Raw genomic sequence first — 16,189 nt, 5'->3', positions numbered from 1 at the left:
ATAATCTAACTTTTAATGAAATAAAAGCACGATTTTCAAATTTTGTGATAAATCTCACGTTATTGATTAAATTCTATACCAATATTTGAAATTCCCTCGGCGCGAATTTCATTTTTTAGCCCGAGAATCAGTTCAATATCACGTTGTTCACATTCTTTTAACAATCGATAAATCTGCCATTGAACGTCCAATTCCGCTTGAATATCCTCATTTTCCTTCAATTCACTTTCAGAAAAATCACGACCGTTTTCCGTTTCCAATAATGCCGTCACCGTGCCTAATGAAATTTGGCTAATTTCTACCGCTCTTTCTAAGGTTTCGCCCGCAATAATAGCGTGTAACAGCTCCGCGAGGGCTTGACAGGCATCTAAGGCGGGAACCACGCCGAAGGTGTCGTAATGATTCACGTCAGGAATGATGTTTTCCAATTTCTCCAACTGATTTTCAAAATTGATTTTCGCCTCTTTTACCGTTAGATATTCCCATACCAAATTAAGAATGTTCTGGTAAGTCTTTGCTTCCGTTTCCAACGCCGTCATTTGACAGAACAATTTAAAATTCGGCATCATACGTTCGCATAATGTCGCCATAAAAGTAAGGTGCTGCCAACTTTCTAAATTTTCGAGACGTTTATGGATAGGATTTCTCATCACTGTTCCTTATTTATGGTAGGCTTTGGAGTACTCGTGAATGGCATCCACAAAGATTTTCGGCGCGCTTTCCGGCACATCTTGATGAATACCGTGACCAAGATTAAACACGTGACCACTGCCTTCCCCAAAATCCGCCAAAATTGACCGCACTTCTTGTTGAATACGCTCTGCCGGTGCATAAAGCACACTCGGATCCATATTACCTTGCAAGGCTACTTTATGCCCTACCCGTGCTTTTGCCTCGGCAAGATTAACCGTCCAATCCAAACCAATGGCATCGCAGCCGGTATTGGCAATGGCTTCCAACCATAATCCGCCACCTTTGGTGAATAAGGTCACCGGCACGCGGCGTCCCTCGTTTTCACGAATCAAGCCGTCCACAATTTTGTGCATATATTGCAGGGAAAAATCCAAATATTCACGGTGTCCCAACACGCCGCCCCAAGTATCAAAAATCATCACCGATTGCGCCCCAGCTTTGATTTGCGCGTTTAAATAAAGGGTAACGGCATTCGCTAATTTATCGAGCAACAAATGTAAGGTTTGGGGTTCTGCATACATCATTTTTTTGATTTTGCCGAAAGTTTTGCTTGAACCGCCTTCCACCATATAAGTGGCGAGTGTCCAAGGGCTGCCGGAAAAACCGATAAGCGGCACTTCCCCTTTTAGTGCTTGACGAATTGTGCGTACCGCATTCATTACATATTGCAGTTCTTGTTCCGGATCGGGAATAGGTAGATTTTCCACCGCACTTTTGCTTTCAATCGGGCGGGCAAATTTCGGGCCTTCCCCCGCCCCAAAACTCAATCCCAATCCCATTGCATCGGGAATGGTTAAAATATCGGAAAATAAAATCGCCGCATCCAACTCATAGCGGCGTAACGGTTGTAATGTAACCTCACAAGCCAGCTCCGCATTGCGACAAAGGGACATAAAATCCCCTGCCTGCGCACGGGTTGCTTTATATTCCGGTAAATAACGCCCTGCTTGACGCATCATCCATACCGGTGTGCAATCCACCGGTTGACGTAACAAGGCTTTTAAATAACGATCATTTTTTAATTCTGACATTTAGGCTTCCTTTTAGTTATCTTCTGCTTGTTGCTGCTGATTTTCTGTTTCGCAAAGCGCAAGCGTAGCACGAATTAATTTGCGTGCGATAGTACCTGCTGGTGGTAATTCTGGCAAGGGCTGATCGTAAGAAAACCAGCGGGCATCGTGAATTTCTGCTTCTTGTAAACGAATTTCGCCACTGTCATAGTCGGCTAAAAATCCCACCATTTGAGAATTAGGAAATGCCCAAGGCTGACTGCCAAAATAGCGAATATTCTTTACCTGAATCCCCGTTTCCTCAAAAACTTCACGGCGAACGGTTTGCTCAAAAGTCTCCCCCGCTTCAACAAAACCGGCAAGGGTTGTGTAAATGCCGCCACCATTCGGTTGATAATGGCGTTTATGATTGGCAAGTAAAATTTCCGTGCCACGGCGTACGGCAACAATAATTGAGGGGCAAATAACAGGATAAGTACGGTAGCCACAATTTGTGCATTGCACGGCAAGTTCATCTTCTGTTTGCTTGGTTTGATGACCACACTTGCCACAAAATTGATGTGTTTTGAAAAAGTGATTAATTTCCACGCCACGATTTAAAAGATGGAATTTTTCTTCCGGCAAGGAAAGCTGTTCACGCAAACTAACATAATCCCGTCCGTCATCCGTTTGCTCTTCAATAAGCCAAAGTGTTTCCCCTTCCCACTCACCAATTGTCATTCCTTTCAAACCGCTAATCCCTAAAGATTCGGCAGTGCCGAACGGTAAATGACCACCGATTAAATGCAAATTTGAACCCTGAGTAAGTAGCCAATAACCCAAATCGGTTGCCTGAATTCTCTTCATAAAATCTTCTCCAAAAATGACCGCACTTTGCTTGCTTCTAATACTAAACACTATTATAGACCGATTAAATCAAAGACTTAAAAAGTTTAAAGTAATATGAAGTGCGGTTAAAAATTGAAATAGTTTTGAATGTTTTGGTTTCTTTCCTTATGATGTACAAATTCACGTGATATAGGTAGTAAAAATCGACATTATCTATCGTGAACATCTATAAGGAACTTGTCATTATGCAAATAAATACCACGCTCTCACCTTACCAAAAAGCCATCATTTTTATGGTGTCCGCTTATTGCAGCATTACCTTAATGAATGTGTTTGTGAAAACCGCGTCCGACACGTTGCCAGCCAGTGAAACGCTGTTTGCCCGTTTTTTCATTGGCTTGTTGTTTTTACTGCCTTTTATGATTAAAGATCGGGATTTTAAAGTGGAAACCGCCCAGTGGAAATTTTTGGTTTTACGAAATTTGGCAGGCGTGGCGAGTATGTTGATTAATTTCTATGTCGTGAAATTTTTACCCCTCTCAATTGCCGTTTTATTACTGAATACTTCCGCGTTATTTGTGCCGATTTTATTACTGTTTTTCCGTCAAAAAACACCACTTAATGTCTTAGCCTGCAGTTTAATGGGTTTTGTCGGCGTATCCATTATTTTGCTCACCAATCATAACGGTTCTTTTGAACCGATTTATGTGCTGATTGGATTAAGTGGCGCAATTTTGGCGGCAATGGCATTTATTAGTTTACAAGAACTCAACAAACACAATTCACCGAAAAATATTGTGTTTTACTTCCATTTAATTGGCACATTGCTATTGCCGATGTTCTTTTTTCCACAGTGGAAAATGCCGGATTTAAATGAATTTGGGCTGCTTTTACTGGTGGGAGGATTTGGACTCATCTTCCAACTGCTTTTAACCCGAGCCTTCAAATATGCACCGGCAAATGTGATTACGCCTTTTGCTTTTAGCGGCGTGATTTTTTCCAGTTTGTTTGACTGGCTCATTTGGCAGCATACACCAAGCCTTTATTTTTGGATCGGCGCACTGGTGATCATTGTTTCGGTTAGTTTACTGGCAAAAGTGCGGTCAAAAATTTAAAAGATTTTTGAAATGATGATGACGTTTTCACTCTCCATAAAAAAAGCCATCCTTTCGGATGGCTTTAACTTTTAGTCTAAACGACCAAATCTGCCGGCTTGAACATCATTGAATGCTTCAACAATTTGTTCACGGGTGTTCATTACAAACGGCCCATAACCCACAATCGGCTCATTTAATGGTTCACCGGTTAAAATCAACAATTTCGCTTCATTGTTCGATTCAATCAATACGTTTTCACCACCACGTTCAAAAGTGACTAACTCGCCACGACGCGCGATGGCATCACCGCCTACTTGAATCGTACCGTCTAACACCAAAATGATCACATTATGGCTTGCCGGCACACTAAAAGTATGGGAGGCATTCGCATTCATTACGGTATCCCACATATTAATTGGGCTGAATGTACTTGCCGCACCTTTGGTTTCAAGCAGATCGCCTGCAATCACCCGTACAGAACCGGCATTATTCGGTAAGGCGACCACCGGAATATCTGCCGATTTAATGGCTTGATATTTTGGTGTTGTCATTTTGTCTTTTGCCGGTAAGTTCACCCAAAGTTGCACCATTTCAAATAAACCGCCTTCTTTGGCAAATTTTTCAGAGTGCATTTCCTCGTGCATCACGCCTGAGCCGGCGGTCATCCATTGTACATCTCCCGTGCCAATCGTACCGCCACCACCGTAGGAATCACGATGAGAAACTTCACCTTGATAAGCAATTGTTACGGTTTCAAAACCACGGTGTGGATGTTCTCCCACACCACGCAAATCAAACTCAGAATCATCACGGCGACCACCTTGGAAAAATTTTGGTGCGTTGTAATCCATTAAAAGGAACGGATCTAAGTTTTTATCTTTGTCATTATAACTAAACATAGAAGCCACGTGGAAACCGTTACCGACCCAATGTTTTTCCGGTGCGGCGAAAACTTTTGCTACTTTTTTCATATAAAACTCCTTGATTTATTGTTAAAACCTATCATTCTGTTGATGTGGCGCATTATACTCTTAGCTAAAAATGAATAAATATCAGTTTTGTTAAAATATATTTAACTAAAAAGAAAAAATAATCTTGTTTGAGATAACAATATTCTCAGCTTTATAACAAAAGCATCTAACTCATAAAGAAATCATCTTGTTTTTTCATTAAACTGACTTTTATAATCCGAACATTGCAAAACAACAGACTTATAAGGAACATTCATTATGAAAAAATCACGTTTTTTGACCGCACTTTTAACCACAGGAATCCTATTTTCTACTTTTGCTAATGCAGGGGAAATTGCTGATCGCATTGAAAAAAACAAAACATTATTAGTAGGAACGGAAGGCACCTATGCCCCCTTTACCTTCCACGATAAAGACGGCAAATTGACAGGCTTTGATGTGGAAGTTATTGAAAAAGTAGCAGAAAAATTAGGTTGGAAAGTGGAATTTAAAGAAACCGCGTGGGACGGAATGTATGCAGGATTAAATGCGAAACGTTTTGATGTGATCGCAAACCAAACGAATCCAAGTCCGGAACGTTTGAAAAAATACGATTATTCCGCACCTTATAACTATTCTGCCGGAGTGATTGTGACGAAAAGTGATAATGACACTATTAAAACCTTCACCGATTTAAAAGGTAAAAAATCAGCACAATCCGCCACCAGTAACTGGAGCAAAGATGCCCGTGAAAACGGGGCTGTCATTGTTACGGTTGATAGCCTTGCACAAAATCTTGAAGCGGTAAAACAAGGTCGTGTGGATGCCACCGTAAACGATAAATTGGCTGTGTTGGATTATTTCAAAAAACAACCCAACGCCGGTTTAAAAATTGCTGTGGAAAGCGATAAAAAAATTCCAACCGGTTTTGCGTTCTTAAAAGGTGAAGAACCACTCGTTGAGAAAGTAAATCAAGCCCTTGAGGCATTACGCCAAGACGGCACATTAAAACAACTTTCAATTAAATGGTTTGGCGATGACATTACTCAATAATTTATTAGCCAACCTTCCATTTATGACGGTAGAACGGGCTGATTATGTGATCAGCTCGTTTTTGCCTATGTTGGAAGCGGCTGTTTTATACACAATTCCCCTTGCGGTGATTTCTTTTTCTTGCGGTTTATTGATTGCGGTGATTGTAGCGGTGATCTGCACCTTACCCACCCCAAGTGTTGCCACAAAAATCTTGCAGATAATTTGTCGTGCCTATATTTCCCTTATTCGTGGCACGCCAATGTTGGTACAGATTTTTATTATCTTCTACGGCTTGCCGGAAGTAGGAATTACGCTCGATCCGTTCCCAACAGCGATTATTGCTTTTTCTATTAATATCGGGGCGTATGCGGCAGAAACCGTGCGTGCCGCCATTCTTGCCATTCCGAAAGGACAGTGGGAAGCCTCTTATGCCATTGGAATGAATTATCGCCAAGCCTTTATTCGCACCATTATGCCACAAGCATTACGCATTTCCGTCCCCTCTTTATCAAACACCTTTATCAGCACGGTAAAAGATACCTCTCTTGCCTCACTGGTGTGGATTGCGGAACTGTTTCGCGTGGCACAAAATATCACGGCAGAAAACTATGAATTTATTCTTATTTATAGTGAAGCCGCCTTGATTTATTGGGTGTTCTGCTTTGTCCTTTCGCTTGCACAAATCCATTTGGAAAAACGTCTTTCCCGCCATTTATAAGGAACGGTTATGTTAAAAGTGACAAATATTCATAAAAGTTTTAACGGTCATCCTGTGCTGAAAGGGATCGATTTTGAGATCAATAAGGGGGAAGTGGTGGCAATTCTGGGCCCTTCCGGCTCGGGGAAAACCACCTTTTTACGTTGTTTAAATTTGTTAGAACGCCCGGAACAAGGCGTGTTGGAATTTATGGACGGTAGTTTAAACATTGATTTTGGTAAGAAAATTAGCAAAGCGGAAACGCTGAAACTACGCCGCCGTTCTTCTATGGTATTTCAACAATATCATTTATTTCCGCATCGTACCGCCCTTGAAAATGTAATGGAAGGAATGGTAACGGTTCAAAAACAACCGAAAGCTCAAGCCCGTGAAAAAGCCCTCGCATTATTGGACAAAGTTGGGCTTAAACATAAAGCGGAATTATATCCTTCCCAACTTTCCGGCGGTCAGCAACAACGTGTTGGCATTGCCCGTGCATTAGCGGTGCAGCCTGATTTGATTTTATTGGATGAACCCACATCTGCCCTTGATCCGGAATTAGTGGGAGAAGTGTTACAAGCCCTCAAATTACTTGCTAAAGAAGGTTGGACAATGATTATCGTCACTCACGAATTAAACTTTGCCAAAGAAGTCGCGGACAGGGTAATTTTGATGGCAGACGGGAAGATTGTGGAACAAAACAGTGCGGCAAAATTTTTCGGTAGTCCACAAAAAGAACGAACAAAACAATTTTTATTACAGGCAAAAATGCCGGTGGATTTGGATTATTGTATTTAAGCCAAAATCAAGCAATACAAAGCAAAGTGCGGTTAAAATTCATTAAGATTTTTAACCGCACTTTGGGTTGATTAATCCGAAAATTTACGCGGATTTTTTATGGTTTTCATAGGCGGCTTTGACAAAACCGGCAAACAGCGGATGACCATCACGTGGTGTGGAGGTAAATTCCGGATGGAATTGACAAGCGACAAACCAAGGATGATTTGGCACTTCGATAATTTCCACTAATTTTTTATCAGCCGATAAACCCGTTACTTTTAAACCCGCTTTTTCAATTTGAGGAAGTAACGTGTTGTTCACTTCATAGCGGTGACGGTGGCGTTCTTCAATGGTTTCCGAACCATATAACTCACGCGCACGGCTGCCTTCAACCAAATGGCATTGCTGCGCACCTAAACGCATTGTGCCACCGAGATCGGATTTATCACTGCGTACTTCCGTGTTTCCTTCCGCATCTTGCCATTCGGTGATTAATGCCACCACCGGTTGTTCACAAGTGCGGTCAAATTCAGAAGAGTTTGCTTTGGTAAGTCCTGCCACATTGCGTGCATATTCAATCAATGCAATCTGCATTCCCAAGCAAATACCTAAGTAAGGAATATTATTTTCACGGGCATATTGTGCGGTCATAATTTTGCCTTCCACGCCACGATAACCAAAACCACCCGGCACAAGAATACCATCGACACCTTTCAAGACTTCCACGCCTTTCGTTTCCACATCTTGGGAATCAATGTATTTAATATTGACGGTTAAGCGATTGGTTAAGCCTGCGTGTTTTAAGGCTTCATTGACAGATTTGTAGGCATCCGGCAATTCAATGTATTTTCCTACCATACCGATAGTGACTTCGCCTACCGGATTGGCTTGTTTGTAAAGCACTTGTTCCCATTCGGAAAGATCCGCTTCCGGGCAATTCAAACGAAAACGATCGCACACAAAATCATCCAAACCTTGTGATTTTAATAATGCAGGGATTTGATAGATTGAATTTACATCTTTTAGTGAGATCACCGCACGTTCCGGCACATTACAGAATAAAGCGATTTTTGCACGCTCATTCGGCGGAATCATACGATCAGAACGGCAGATCAACACATCCGGTTGAATACCGATAGATAGCAATTCTTTCACAGAATGTTGGGTTGGTTTGGTTTTCACTTCGCCTGCCGTTGGAATGTACGGTACCAACGTTAAATGCATAAATAAGGTATGTTCACGCCCTACTTGTACAGCAAGCTGGCGTAAGGCTTCCAAGAATGGCAGGGATTCAATATCACCGACTGTGCCGCCCACTTCCACAATCACCACATCGTGTCCTTGCGCGCCGGCAATTACGCGATCTTTAATTTCATTGGTGATATGGGGGATCACTTGAATGGTCGCACCTAAATAATCGCCACGGCGTTCTTTACGTAGCACTTCAGAATAAATCTTACCGGTGGTGAAATTATTGCGTTTCGTCATTTTGGTGCGAATAAAACGCTCATAATGTCCTAAATCTAAATCCGTTTCCGCCCCGTCTTGCGTAACGAATACTTCTCCGTGTTGGGTTGGACTCATCGTACCCGGATCCACATTGATGTAAGGGTCGAGTTTCATAATCGTCACGTTTAAACCGCGCGCTTCTAAAATTGCCGCCAATGATGCAGCCGCAATGCCTTTACCTAACGATGAAACCACACCGCCGGTGACAAAAATATAATTTGTAGCCATAGAGAACCTAATTTGTGTTGGGAGAGAAATGATTATAGCTAATCATCTTCTTACTTGATTTTCACCCAAAGTGCGGTCAAAAATTGAAAAGGATTAGCTATCAAAGACGGGACGGCAGTTTACCTTATTTGTCGAGTGAACTCAATGGGAGACCAGAATTAAGCATTGATATTCCCTATATCATCTGGAAATATCAATGAATAAAAAACAAGCATTCCATACATATATTCGTTATCACAATGAGACGCGATAAATTAAGCCTAGGTTAAAAAATTTGGTTCTTGTACAATAGCCGAGTTTTGTAAATATTTCGTATAGTCCTTTATTTAAGGCCATTTCTTTATCTGCGCTTTAGGGAATAGGGCATTATTATAGGTAGAAATTTTATGTCAGAAATACAACTTTGGGCTGGTTATTATCAGCTTATTCATTTGGATAACCCGAATATTCATTATTTCGGACACTTAATTGGTTTTGCCGAAAGTCGGGATAATTTTCAACAAAAAATTGAAACTTATAAAACTCGGCACCAATGTAAACTTACCAGTCAACTGGCGCCTCTGCCTGCAACAACTTGGTTTCAGCGGCATGGATATCAAGCGGATATTTTATCTGCAGCGCAACAATTAGATAAGCAAGAATTGCGTTTTCTGATTGTGCAACACGAAACTCATAGCGATCAAAGATCATACTTGGTACAGGAAACCTTAACGATCTCTCCTTTACCAGATATTTTTCAGCTCCATACTCATCAGCCTCCGTATTTGCCGGAACCGCTGATTTTTCATCCCTTCTTTTCGGATTTAAATTCGCGTGATAACCCTCAAGAAGGACTATTTTGGCATAACCCAAATTTCACCCCAAACCCTGATACTTACCGCTACTATGCTATTGTTGACGGTGTGAGATCTTTTATTTTGCCACAGCTTTGTGAAAGTGAAGGAAGAACGGATTCACTATATAAAGGTGAATTAAAAAATCAGATGGATACCAATGCACCTTATTTAACTCAGTTGACGGTAAGCGACAGAGAAACCGCTGATTTTACCCGTCTATTATTTACCCAAGCGGAAAAAATTTGGTTTGGTTGTTGGGATATTAATCCGGCAATTTTTGTCCGTACAAAACGAAATTTTGACGAGGTGCATTACCATTTACGCAAATTTACTCATCTATACCAAGAAGAGACAGATAAGTGGTATTTCTTCCGTTTTTATGATCCAAGAGTGTTGGTTCCTTATTTAAATTACATTGCGAATGATCCTGCCAGATTGGCGTCATTTTTTGGCGTAAAAGAGGGAGAAAGTATTATTGAAAGTTTTGCGGCAAGAATAGAAAACCGTTTTTATATCTTTAGTTTAGAAAATTTGCCTGAAACAATATTGCCGGTAGCGGTTACATACGATGATTATCTGAAAAGCTGTTTCGAAGAGATCGAAAAAGAACAATTCTTAAATAAATTATTAAAAATTATTACGACAGAATTTCCCGAACGGAAAATTTTAGCGCCGGATATTGAGAAATATTTCCATAACACACTTGAATTAGGTTTTAAGCTGGAAGGTAGTATCATCAATTTAGTGAAATCACTTTGTTACCTTTCCGGCGATATGATGAAATTAAAAAATTATCAATATGAGCTTAAAAAAGAATACGGCAGTGATCTCAGCGAAGCGGAAATTGGTGAATTGCTTTATGAAAAAGCCCGTCTATCTACGCAACATTAGGAATATTTATTATGCCAACAGATAACATTGATACAGACGGTCGATTAGACCCAAATAGTCGAACACTTGGAGAGCCGTTAGCCTGTCAATTACCTGAAATCCCGATTTTACCGGTGCGTTTTAGCTTGACGGCGGAAGCTTTAAATCAAGCGGCAGAAAGGAGCAATGTGCCGCCCATGCCAACGGGTATTGGGGATAAAAACTATGATTTGCGTCGTTTGCGTCAGGGATATTTTTATATACTGGCGCGCGTCAAGCATGTAGGACGCGCGACAGATGAGAAGAAACGTTGGTTGGTGTTTGAATATACGGTCGATCGGGAGGACAGTAATGCACCGGAACTGAACGGTTCGGTTATCGCACCTTACCGTTTTATTCAGTATGTATGGGCGGATGGCACGGCTCGTGGAGAATGGAAAAAACTACCGAAATCTTTGCCTTATGCTTATGTTCATCCACAGGTCAGTGCCATAGAGTGTGCTTACAGCGAAACGCGCTGGGCGCCGGAAATGTTTGAAGAATTGGAACGCAACGCTCAAAAACGGGCGACAGTGATGCAAAAAATCGTGCTGTCTGGTGGGGATTTTGTCTTTTCGGGCGAACAACTTTCAACCAAGGTCGCGGATTTTAATCCACAATATGCCGAACGGGATAAGGCGGATAGCTATCGGCGGGCAACGGGAATTGGTTACAATAAAACCCATCAGGTGTTTGAACATTGTACGGCACAGAAAACCGTTGTCGTAGCCTTGTTCGATCGGATTGGTGATATTAAAGATATTGCCGCCTATCACCAACGATTAGTTGCCAACGACTTAAAAGAATTTACCCGAATACTCTATCCAGTCACGATCGCCAAAGCGATTAAACAAATTGAACAGAAGGTATATCACAATCCTAATAGGTTTAAACGCTTTATGAGTTCGGATCCGCTGGATAAAGGCATGCGGGAAAAAATCAATGAATATGCGCAGAAATCCCCGCTGATTCATGAACAAGCCATGGCAAACCTGGCGAAAGTGCAGTCGGCCTTGCTTGAACAAACGGGCGATGGTACACCGCGAACGAAAATGGCGTTTTTAACCGACTTATGTAAAGAAAACGAAAAACAATGGACACAGCTCGCCTCCGTTGCAGATTATGCTATGGCATTTTATGCCAATGCCATGGGCAATTTGGGTGATATGCCGAAAGGGATGGAAACCCAACAACAGCTCCTCATCATGGGCAAGCCGTGGGGCGACAGCTTAACCAATCTATTGACGATAGTCGGTAAAATCAATCAACTCGGCGGAGAGAGCGCGAAAAAACACACTGTAAAGGCATTACGTTTTGATGTGATGATTGAATCGATTATGGGCGCACAAATGTTGTTATGGAAAGAAGAACACAAAAGTGCCATTCCGTATCAACAATTTTTAGCGGCAACGGGGCTAAAACTGGAAAAGGTATCCGTATCAAACGTGGCAACCTTAGATGCCGGTGCGGAGATAATTAATCAACAAATGAAAGCACTGATAAAAAATGCCGAGGCATTGTTCCACGAATTGGGGGCGGCACATTATCAAGCACAACTCTCTAAAGCTTCCCGCACATTATTATCCCATTCCATCCATTTGGATGTACAGGTCGTGGTGAAAAATGAAAACAGTCCGGCATTTCGAGTGTTTAAGTTTACCGAACTTGTGGGCACCTTCTTTGCAGGTGGTTTATTACTGGTCAACTTAAAAGAATGGACAAAATATAAAGAAGAATCATCAAACAGTGTCTTTCTTCACCCTGTGGCACGGTTGATTAACGACTTTGCCGCCTTAGTGGCGAGTATGGAGCGCAACAAACATTTTGGTCAAGAAGCAATAACAAAACTTTATACCCGTTTGGATAAAAGCCTCATCAAGCACATTTATGCGTTAACCGGTTTGCAAGAGCCGATAGGTATCGAAAGCGTGAGCGGTAGAGGGCTTCAGCTTTCCAAATACCTCACATTAAAAAACGTGGGGCGTTTCGCCAATATATTAGGGGTAGTGATAGCCTACCAACAGGGCATGCAGGCGTTACGCACCGGCGATACGGCGGCGAAGCATTCGGCGATAATGGCAGGGGGAGCGGAAGTTAGTTTCTTTCTTTCCACTTTTGCGTATACCGGTTTCTTTGTAGGCGTTGGGGTTGTTTTAGCGATAGGGGCGGTGCTGGTGTCAATGGTGTCGGACAATGAATTTGAACAATGGGTGCGGACGGGGTTCTGGGGGAACTCGGGGGAGTATTGGGGGAAAAGGCGATTAGAATTACTAAAAAGATTTGAAGTAGCAGGAAGACTATTATCTTTAGAACAAGATAGTGAAGTGAAAGAAATTAAAATTTTCTTTGAGAAAGAAATGGAAGGTTTTTATAACCTAGTGTGGGGAATTTCAATTGATACTATCTTAGCAAATCAATATCAGCTAAAAGTGTATTGTCCGGCATTTAATGATAAAAGCAGTGTAGATAAATTGACGGTTGAAATCAGCATAATGGATTATACGTCTCACTTCTTATCCACGATGGGAAATACTATACCAACGCCGATGCCCATTCCGACAAATAATGTTCGTAAACAATTTTTGCGTGAGGGTGAAATTCTAATTGATATGACACAAATTAGCAGCTTGCGAAACTACCGTTACGTTCGAGAGATAAAAGGAGAAAATGCGATGAACACATTAACGGTAAAAATCAAACACCCGAAACTGGGCGAAGATATTTCAACGTTTTGGCGCAAGTTAAGTGCCGATTATTTTGAAAGTGAAATAACCTACACAGGAGTAAAATAAATGTCTATTTCTCAATATACCCCTGATGTGATTGCACGTAATGTGAAGCAATTAGGCAACGGCGTAATTGAAATACGCCGTTATAACGACGGGCATATTCGGGCTGACCTTTCTTGGGTATGGTTTTTATGTTCGGTTGGATTTTTGATTTATGATTATTTTACGAGCCAAAGTATGATTAATGATATGAAATGGGCTATTTCAGTTGATTGGGGGGTAGAAGAAACTTGGGAATTTTATGCCCGAATGGCTCCAGATAAATCCTTTATTCCAGGAACATACGAAAATTTTAAAGTAGAAATGATAAATATGCATGGGGCAAGTTTCTACTGGGGCTGGTTCTTCATTCTTTTTCCGTTGTTTTGGTTCTTTATGGTGACTTCGCCAAAATGGCGCCCGATGCGATTTGATGCCAAACGCCGTTTAGTCTATTTTTGGTCGTGGGGGCAGCTTTATATTATGCACTATCCAAAATCCGTCCAGCGGGATAGAGAACAGTTACTTAACTTTTTAAACCCGGATTTTTTCACCCCGTGGATTAGACCAAACTATTTTGGCAGTTTGGTGATTACAGTCCCTCACGAAAACCCACAGAAAAAACGCACCTGCCGTGTGCCTTTGGGCATTTATCGCCCTGCCTGTGAAAACCAAAATCACGCCCTTTTAAGCTTTATTTTGGATTATCTCGGCAGCGAAAACCCAGATGAAGAATACGGTCAATTTTTCAAAAAAGAAAAACGCATAGCGAGTGATTATTTTAATTGGTTCTATCAATTCAGCCTTTTTCCTCAAATCGGCTATAACGAAAAGAAAACCGAAGCCCGCATTCAAGCGTGGTTGGATAAAAATGCATAAAACACCCAAATATTGACCGCACTTTAGAGGAAACAAGTTTAAAGTGCGGTTGTTTTTGAATAAGTTTCGACTTGGTGGAGAAAGTGAAAGCGGATTATTTTGAAAGTGGAATAACCTACACAGGAGTAAAATAAATGTCTATTTCTCAATATACTCCTGATGTGATTGCACGCAATGTGAAGCAATTAGGCAACGGCGTAATTGAAATACGCCGCTATAATGACGGACATATTCGTGCGGATTTGTCATGGGTATGGTTTTTATGCTCATTTGGATTTTTGATTTATGACTACTTTACAACTCAAACCATGTTTAGAGATATTCAATGGGCTATTTCTGTTGATTGGGGAATAGCAGACACTTGGAAACAGCACCTTTCTTTTTCTTGGTATGATAAAGCCCCCCCCCAAGGTTATTATGATGAATTTAAAGCAGAAATGCTTGAAATGCATTGGTCGGCTCGCTACTGGGGCTGGTTCTTTATCCTTTTTCCGCTATTCTGGTTCTTTATGGTGGCTTCGCCAAAATGGCGCCCTATGCGGTTTGATGCCAAACGTCGTTTGGTCTATTTTTGGTCGTGGGGACAGTTGTATATTATGCACTATCCAAAATCCGTGCAGCGGGATAGAGAACAGTTACTTAATTTTTTAAATCCGGATTTTTTCACCCCGTGGATTAGACCAAACTATTTTGGCAGTTTGGTGATTACCCTCCCTCACGAAAACCCACAGAAAAAACGCACCCGCCGCGTGCCTTTGGGCATTTACCGCCCTGCCTGTGAAAACCAAAATCACGCCCTTTTAAGCTTTATTTTGGATTATCTCGGCAGCGAAAATCCTGATGAAGAATACGGTCAATTTTTCAAAAAAGAAAAACGTATTGCGAGTGATTATTTTAATTGGTTCTATCAATTCAGCCTATTTCCTCAAATCGGCTATAACGAAAAGAAAACCGAAGCCCGCATTCAGGCGTGGTTGGATAAAAACGCATAAAACACCCCAAATATTGACCGCACTTTAAAGAAAACAAGTTTAAAGTGCGGTTGTTTTTGAAGAAGTTTTGTGTAGATAAACTGGCAATTGAAATCACAATAACCGACTATACGCCTCACCACCTATTCGCTATGGGAAGCACTATACCAATGCCGATACCTATTCCGACAAATAATGTTCGTAAACAATTTTTGCACGAAGGCAAAATCTTAATTGATCTGTCAGAAATTCGTAGTCTGCGAAATTATCACTATCTTCGAGAGATAAAAGGAAAAAATGCGATGAACACATTAACGGTAACACTCAAACACCCGAAACTGGGCGAAGATATTTCAACGTTTTGGCGCAAGTTAAGTGCCGATTATTTTGAAAGTGAAATAACCTACACAGGAGTAAAATAAATGTCTATTTCTCAATATACCCCTGATGTGATTGCACGTAATGTGAAGCAATTAGGCAATGGCGTAATTGAAATACGCCGTTATAACGACGGGCATATTCGGGCTGACCTTTCTTGGGTATGGTTTTTATGCTCGGTTGGATTTTTGATTTATGACTACTTTACAACTCAAAGTATGATTAACGATATGAAATGGGCGATTTCGGTCGATTGGGGGTTGGAAAAAAGTTGGAATTTTATTAAAAGTGAATACTTAAATGACGGTTATGAAGTATTTAAAAAAGAAATGTTTGAAATGCATTGGTCGGCTCGCTACTGGGGCTGGTTCTTTATCCTTTTTCCGCTATTCTGGTTCTTTATGGTGGCTTCCCCCAAATGGCGTCCGATGCGGTTTGATGCCAAACGTCGTTTGGTCTATTTTTGGTCGTGGGGACAGTTGTATATTATGCACTATCCAAAATCCGTGCAGCGGGATAGAGAACAGTTACTCAATTTTTTAAATCCGGATTTTTTCACCCCGTGGATTAGACCAAACTATTTTGGCAGTTTGGTGATTACACTCCCTCACGAAAACCCAC

At 41.3% G+C, this 16,189-nt stretch carries 15 protein-coding genes; 10 read left to right on the top strand and 5 right to left on the bottom strand.

Going from position 1 to position 16,189, the window contains the following annotated elements; all coding sequences use genetic code 11:
* Positions 1 to 59: 59 nt before the first annotated feature.
* The 3 genes from BKL49_RS09310 to nudC are packed head-to-tail and all read right to left on the bottom strand — an operon-like array spanning position 60 to position 2,549.
* Complete coding sequence (locus BKL49_RS09310) at positions 60 to 650, bottom strand: YjaG family protein (RefSeq protein WP_077424791.1); 591 nt, start codon at positions 648 to 650, stop codon at positions 60 to 62.
* A gap of 9 nt (positions 651 to 659) precedes the next feature.
* A complete protein-coding gene (gene hemE / locus BKL49_RS09305; RefSeq protein WP_077424789.1) occupies positions 660 to 1,724 on the bottom strand; it encodes a uroporphyrinogen decarboxylase in 1,065 nt (354 codons plus the stop codon).
* A 12-nt stretch (positions 1,725 to 1,736) separates the two neighbouring features.
* Positions 1,737 to 2,549 (bottom strand): NAD(+) diphosphatase, encoded by an 813-nt coding sequence (gene nudC / locus BKL49_RS09300; RefSeq protein ID WP_077424787.1) that lies wholly within the window; start codon positions 2,547 to 2,549, stop codon positions 1,737 to 1,739.
* 227 nt (positions 2,550 to 2,776) lie between these two features.
* Here nudC and BKL49_RS09295 point away from each other — a divergent pair, with 227 nt between their 5' ends.
* Entirely contained in the window at positions 2,777 to 3,646 is an 870-nt protein-coding gene (locus tag BKL49_RS09295; RefSeq protein ID WP_077424785.1) for a DMT family transporter, read from the top strand.
* A gap of 71 nt (positions 3,647 to 3,717) precedes the next feature.
* Here BKL49_RS09295 and BKL49_RS09290 read toward each other — a convergent pair whose 3' ends face one another.
* Positions 3,718 to 4,599 (bottom strand): pirin family protein, encoded by an 882-nt coding sequence (locus tag BKL49_RS09290; protein WP_077424783.1) that lies wholly within the window; start codon positions 4,597 to 4,599, stop codon positions 3,718 to 3,720.
* A gap of 258 nt (positions 4,600 to 4,857) precedes the next feature.
* Here BKL49_RS09290 and BKL49_RS09285 point away from each other — a divergent pair, with 258 nt between their 5' ends.
* The 3 genes from BKL49_RS09285 to BKL49_RS09275 are packed head-to-tail and all read left to right on the top strand — an operon-like array spanning position 4,858 to position 7,108.
* Entirely contained in the window at positions 4,858 to 5,631 is a 774-nt protein-coding gene (locus tag BKL49_RS09285; RefSeq protein ID WP_077424781.1) for an amino acid ABC transporter substrate-binding protein, read from the top strand.
* Positions 5,615 to 6,331 (top strand): amino acid ABC transporter permease, encoded by a 717-nt coding sequence (locus BKL49_RS09280; RefSeq protein ID WP_077424779.1) that lies wholly within the window; start codon positions 5,615 to 5,617, stop codon positions 6,329 to 6,331. The genes BKL49_RS09285 and BKL49_RS09280 overlap by 17 nt, the downstream gene beginning before the upstream one ends.
* Positions 6,332 to 6,340: 9 nt before the next feature.
* Positions 6,341 to 7,108: an amino acid ABC transporter ATP-binding protein gene (locus tag BKL49_RS09275; protein ID WP_077424777.1), complete on the top strand. Its 768-nt coding sequence runs from the start codon at positions 6,341 to 6,343 to the stop codon at positions 7,106 to 7,108.
* Positions 7,109 to 7,192: 84 nt separating this feature from the next.
* Here BKL49_RS09275 and pyrG read toward each other — a convergent pair whose 3' ends face one another.
* The gene (gene pyrG / locus BKL49_RS09270; RefSeq protein WP_077424775.1) at positions 7,193 to 8,827 is read right to left on the bottom strand and encodes a glutamine hydrolyzing CTP synthase; all 1,635 of its coding nucleotides are present in this window, start codon (positions 8,825 to 8,827) and stop codon (positions 7,193 to 7,195) included.
* Between the two features lie 386 nt (positions 8,828 to 9,213).
* Here pyrG and BKL49_RS09265 point away from each other — a divergent pair, with 386 nt between their 5' ends.
* From BKL49_RS09265 to BKL49_RS09240, 6 genes are all read left to right on the top strand, one after another.
* On the top strand, positions 9,214 to 10,554 hold the full coding sequence (locus BKL49_RS09265; RefSeq protein ID WP_077424773.1) for a DUF4123 domain-containing protein: 1,341 nt from the start codon (positions 9,214 to 9,216) through the stop codon (positions 10,552 to 10,554).
* An 11-nt stretch (positions 10,555 to 10,565) separates the two neighbouring features.
* Entirely contained in the window at positions 10,566 to 13,364 is a 2,799-nt protein-coding gene (locus BKL49_RS12505; protein WP_077424771.1) for a toxin VasX, read from the top strand.
* Positions 13,365 to 14,219, top strand: a complete 855-nt coding sequence (locus BKL49_RS09255; protein WP_077424769.1) for a hypothetical protein — start codon at positions 13,365 to 13,367, stop codon at positions 14,217 to 14,219.
* A gap of 134 nt (positions 14,220 to 14,353) precedes the next feature.
* Positions 14,354 to 15,211 carry a hypothetical protein gene (locus BKL49_RS09250; protein ID WP_077424767.1) on the top strand — a complete coding sequence of 286 codons (858 nt, stop codon included), beginning with the start codon at positions 14,354 to 14,356 and terminating at the stop codon, positions 15,209 to 15,211.
* Between the two features lie 149 nt (positions 15,212 to 15,360).
* Complete coding sequence (locus BKL49_RS09245) at positions 15,361 to 15,612, top strand: hypothetical protein (RefSeq protein WP_077424765.1); 252 nt, start codon at positions 15,361 to 15,363, stop codon at positions 15,610 to 15,612.
* Positions 15,613 to 16,189 (top strand): hypothetical protein (locus BKL49_RS09240; RefSeq protein WP_077424763.1); only part of this gene is annotated, 577 nt, incomplete at its 3' end.

Source organism: Rodentibacter myodis (assembly GCF_001999305.1).
Taxonomy (GTDB): domain Bacteria; phylum Pseudomonadota; class Gammaproteobacteria; order Enterobacterales; family Pasteurellaceae; genus Rodentibacter; species Rodentibacter myodis.
The sequence above is the reverse complement of the archived record's forward strand: the minus strand, read 5'-3'. Positions and strand labels throughout refer to the sequence as shown.

Coding starts and splice junctions, on each gene's coding strand:
- pyrG (WP_077424775.1), bottom strand. CDS start 8,827: ATGGCTACAAATTATATTTTTGTCACCGGCGGTGTGGTTTCATCGTTA.
- BKL49_RS09275 (WP_077424777.1), top strand. CDS start 6,341: ATGTTAAAAGTGACAAATATTCATAAAAGTTTTAACGGTCATCCTGTG.
- BKL49_RS09310 (WP_077424791.1), bottom strand. CDS start 650: ATGAGAAATCCTATCCATAAACGTCTCGAAAATTTAGAAAGTTGGCAG.
- BKL49_RS09245 (WP_077424765.1), top strand. CDS start 15,361: ATGCCGATACCTATTCCGACAAATAATGTTCGTAAACAATTTTTGCAC.
- BKL49_RS09250 (WP_077424767.1), top strand. CDS start 14,354: ATGTCTATTTCTCAATATACTCCTGATGTGATTGCACGCAATGTGAAG.
- BKL49_RS09290 (WP_077424783.1), bottom strand. CDS start 4,599: ATGAAAAAAGTAGCAAAAGTTTTCGCCGCACCGGAAAAACATTGGGTC.
- BKL49_RS09255 (WP_077424769.1), top strand. CDS start 13,365: ATGTCTATTTCTCAATATACCCCTGATGTGATTGCACGTAATGTGAAG.
- hemE (WP_077424789.1), bottom strand. CDS start 1,724: ATGTCAGAATTAAAAAATGATCGTTATTTAAAAGCCTTGTTACGTCAA.
- BKL49_RS09285 (WP_077424781.1), top strand. CDS start 4,858: ATGAAAAAATCACGTTTTTTGACCGCACTTTTAACCACAGGAATCCTA.
- nudC (WP_077424787.1), bottom strand. CDS start 2,549: ATGAAGAGAATTCAGGCAACCGATTTGGGTTATTGGCTACTTACTCAG.
- BKL49_RS09295 (WP_077424785.1), top strand. CDS start 2,777: ATGCAAATAAATACCACGCTCTCACCTTACCAAAAAGCCATCATTTTT.
- BKL49_RS12505 (WP_077424771.1), top strand. CDS start 10,566: ATGCCAACAGATAACATTGATACAGACGGTCGATTAGACCCAAATAGT.
- BKL49_RS09265 (WP_077424773.1), top strand. CDS start 9,214: ATGTCAGAAATACAACTTTGGGCTGGTTATTATCAGCTTATTCATTTG.
- BKL49_RS09280 (WP_077424779.1), top strand. CDS start 5,615: ATGACATTACTCAATAATTTATTAGCCAACCTTCCATTTATGACGGTA.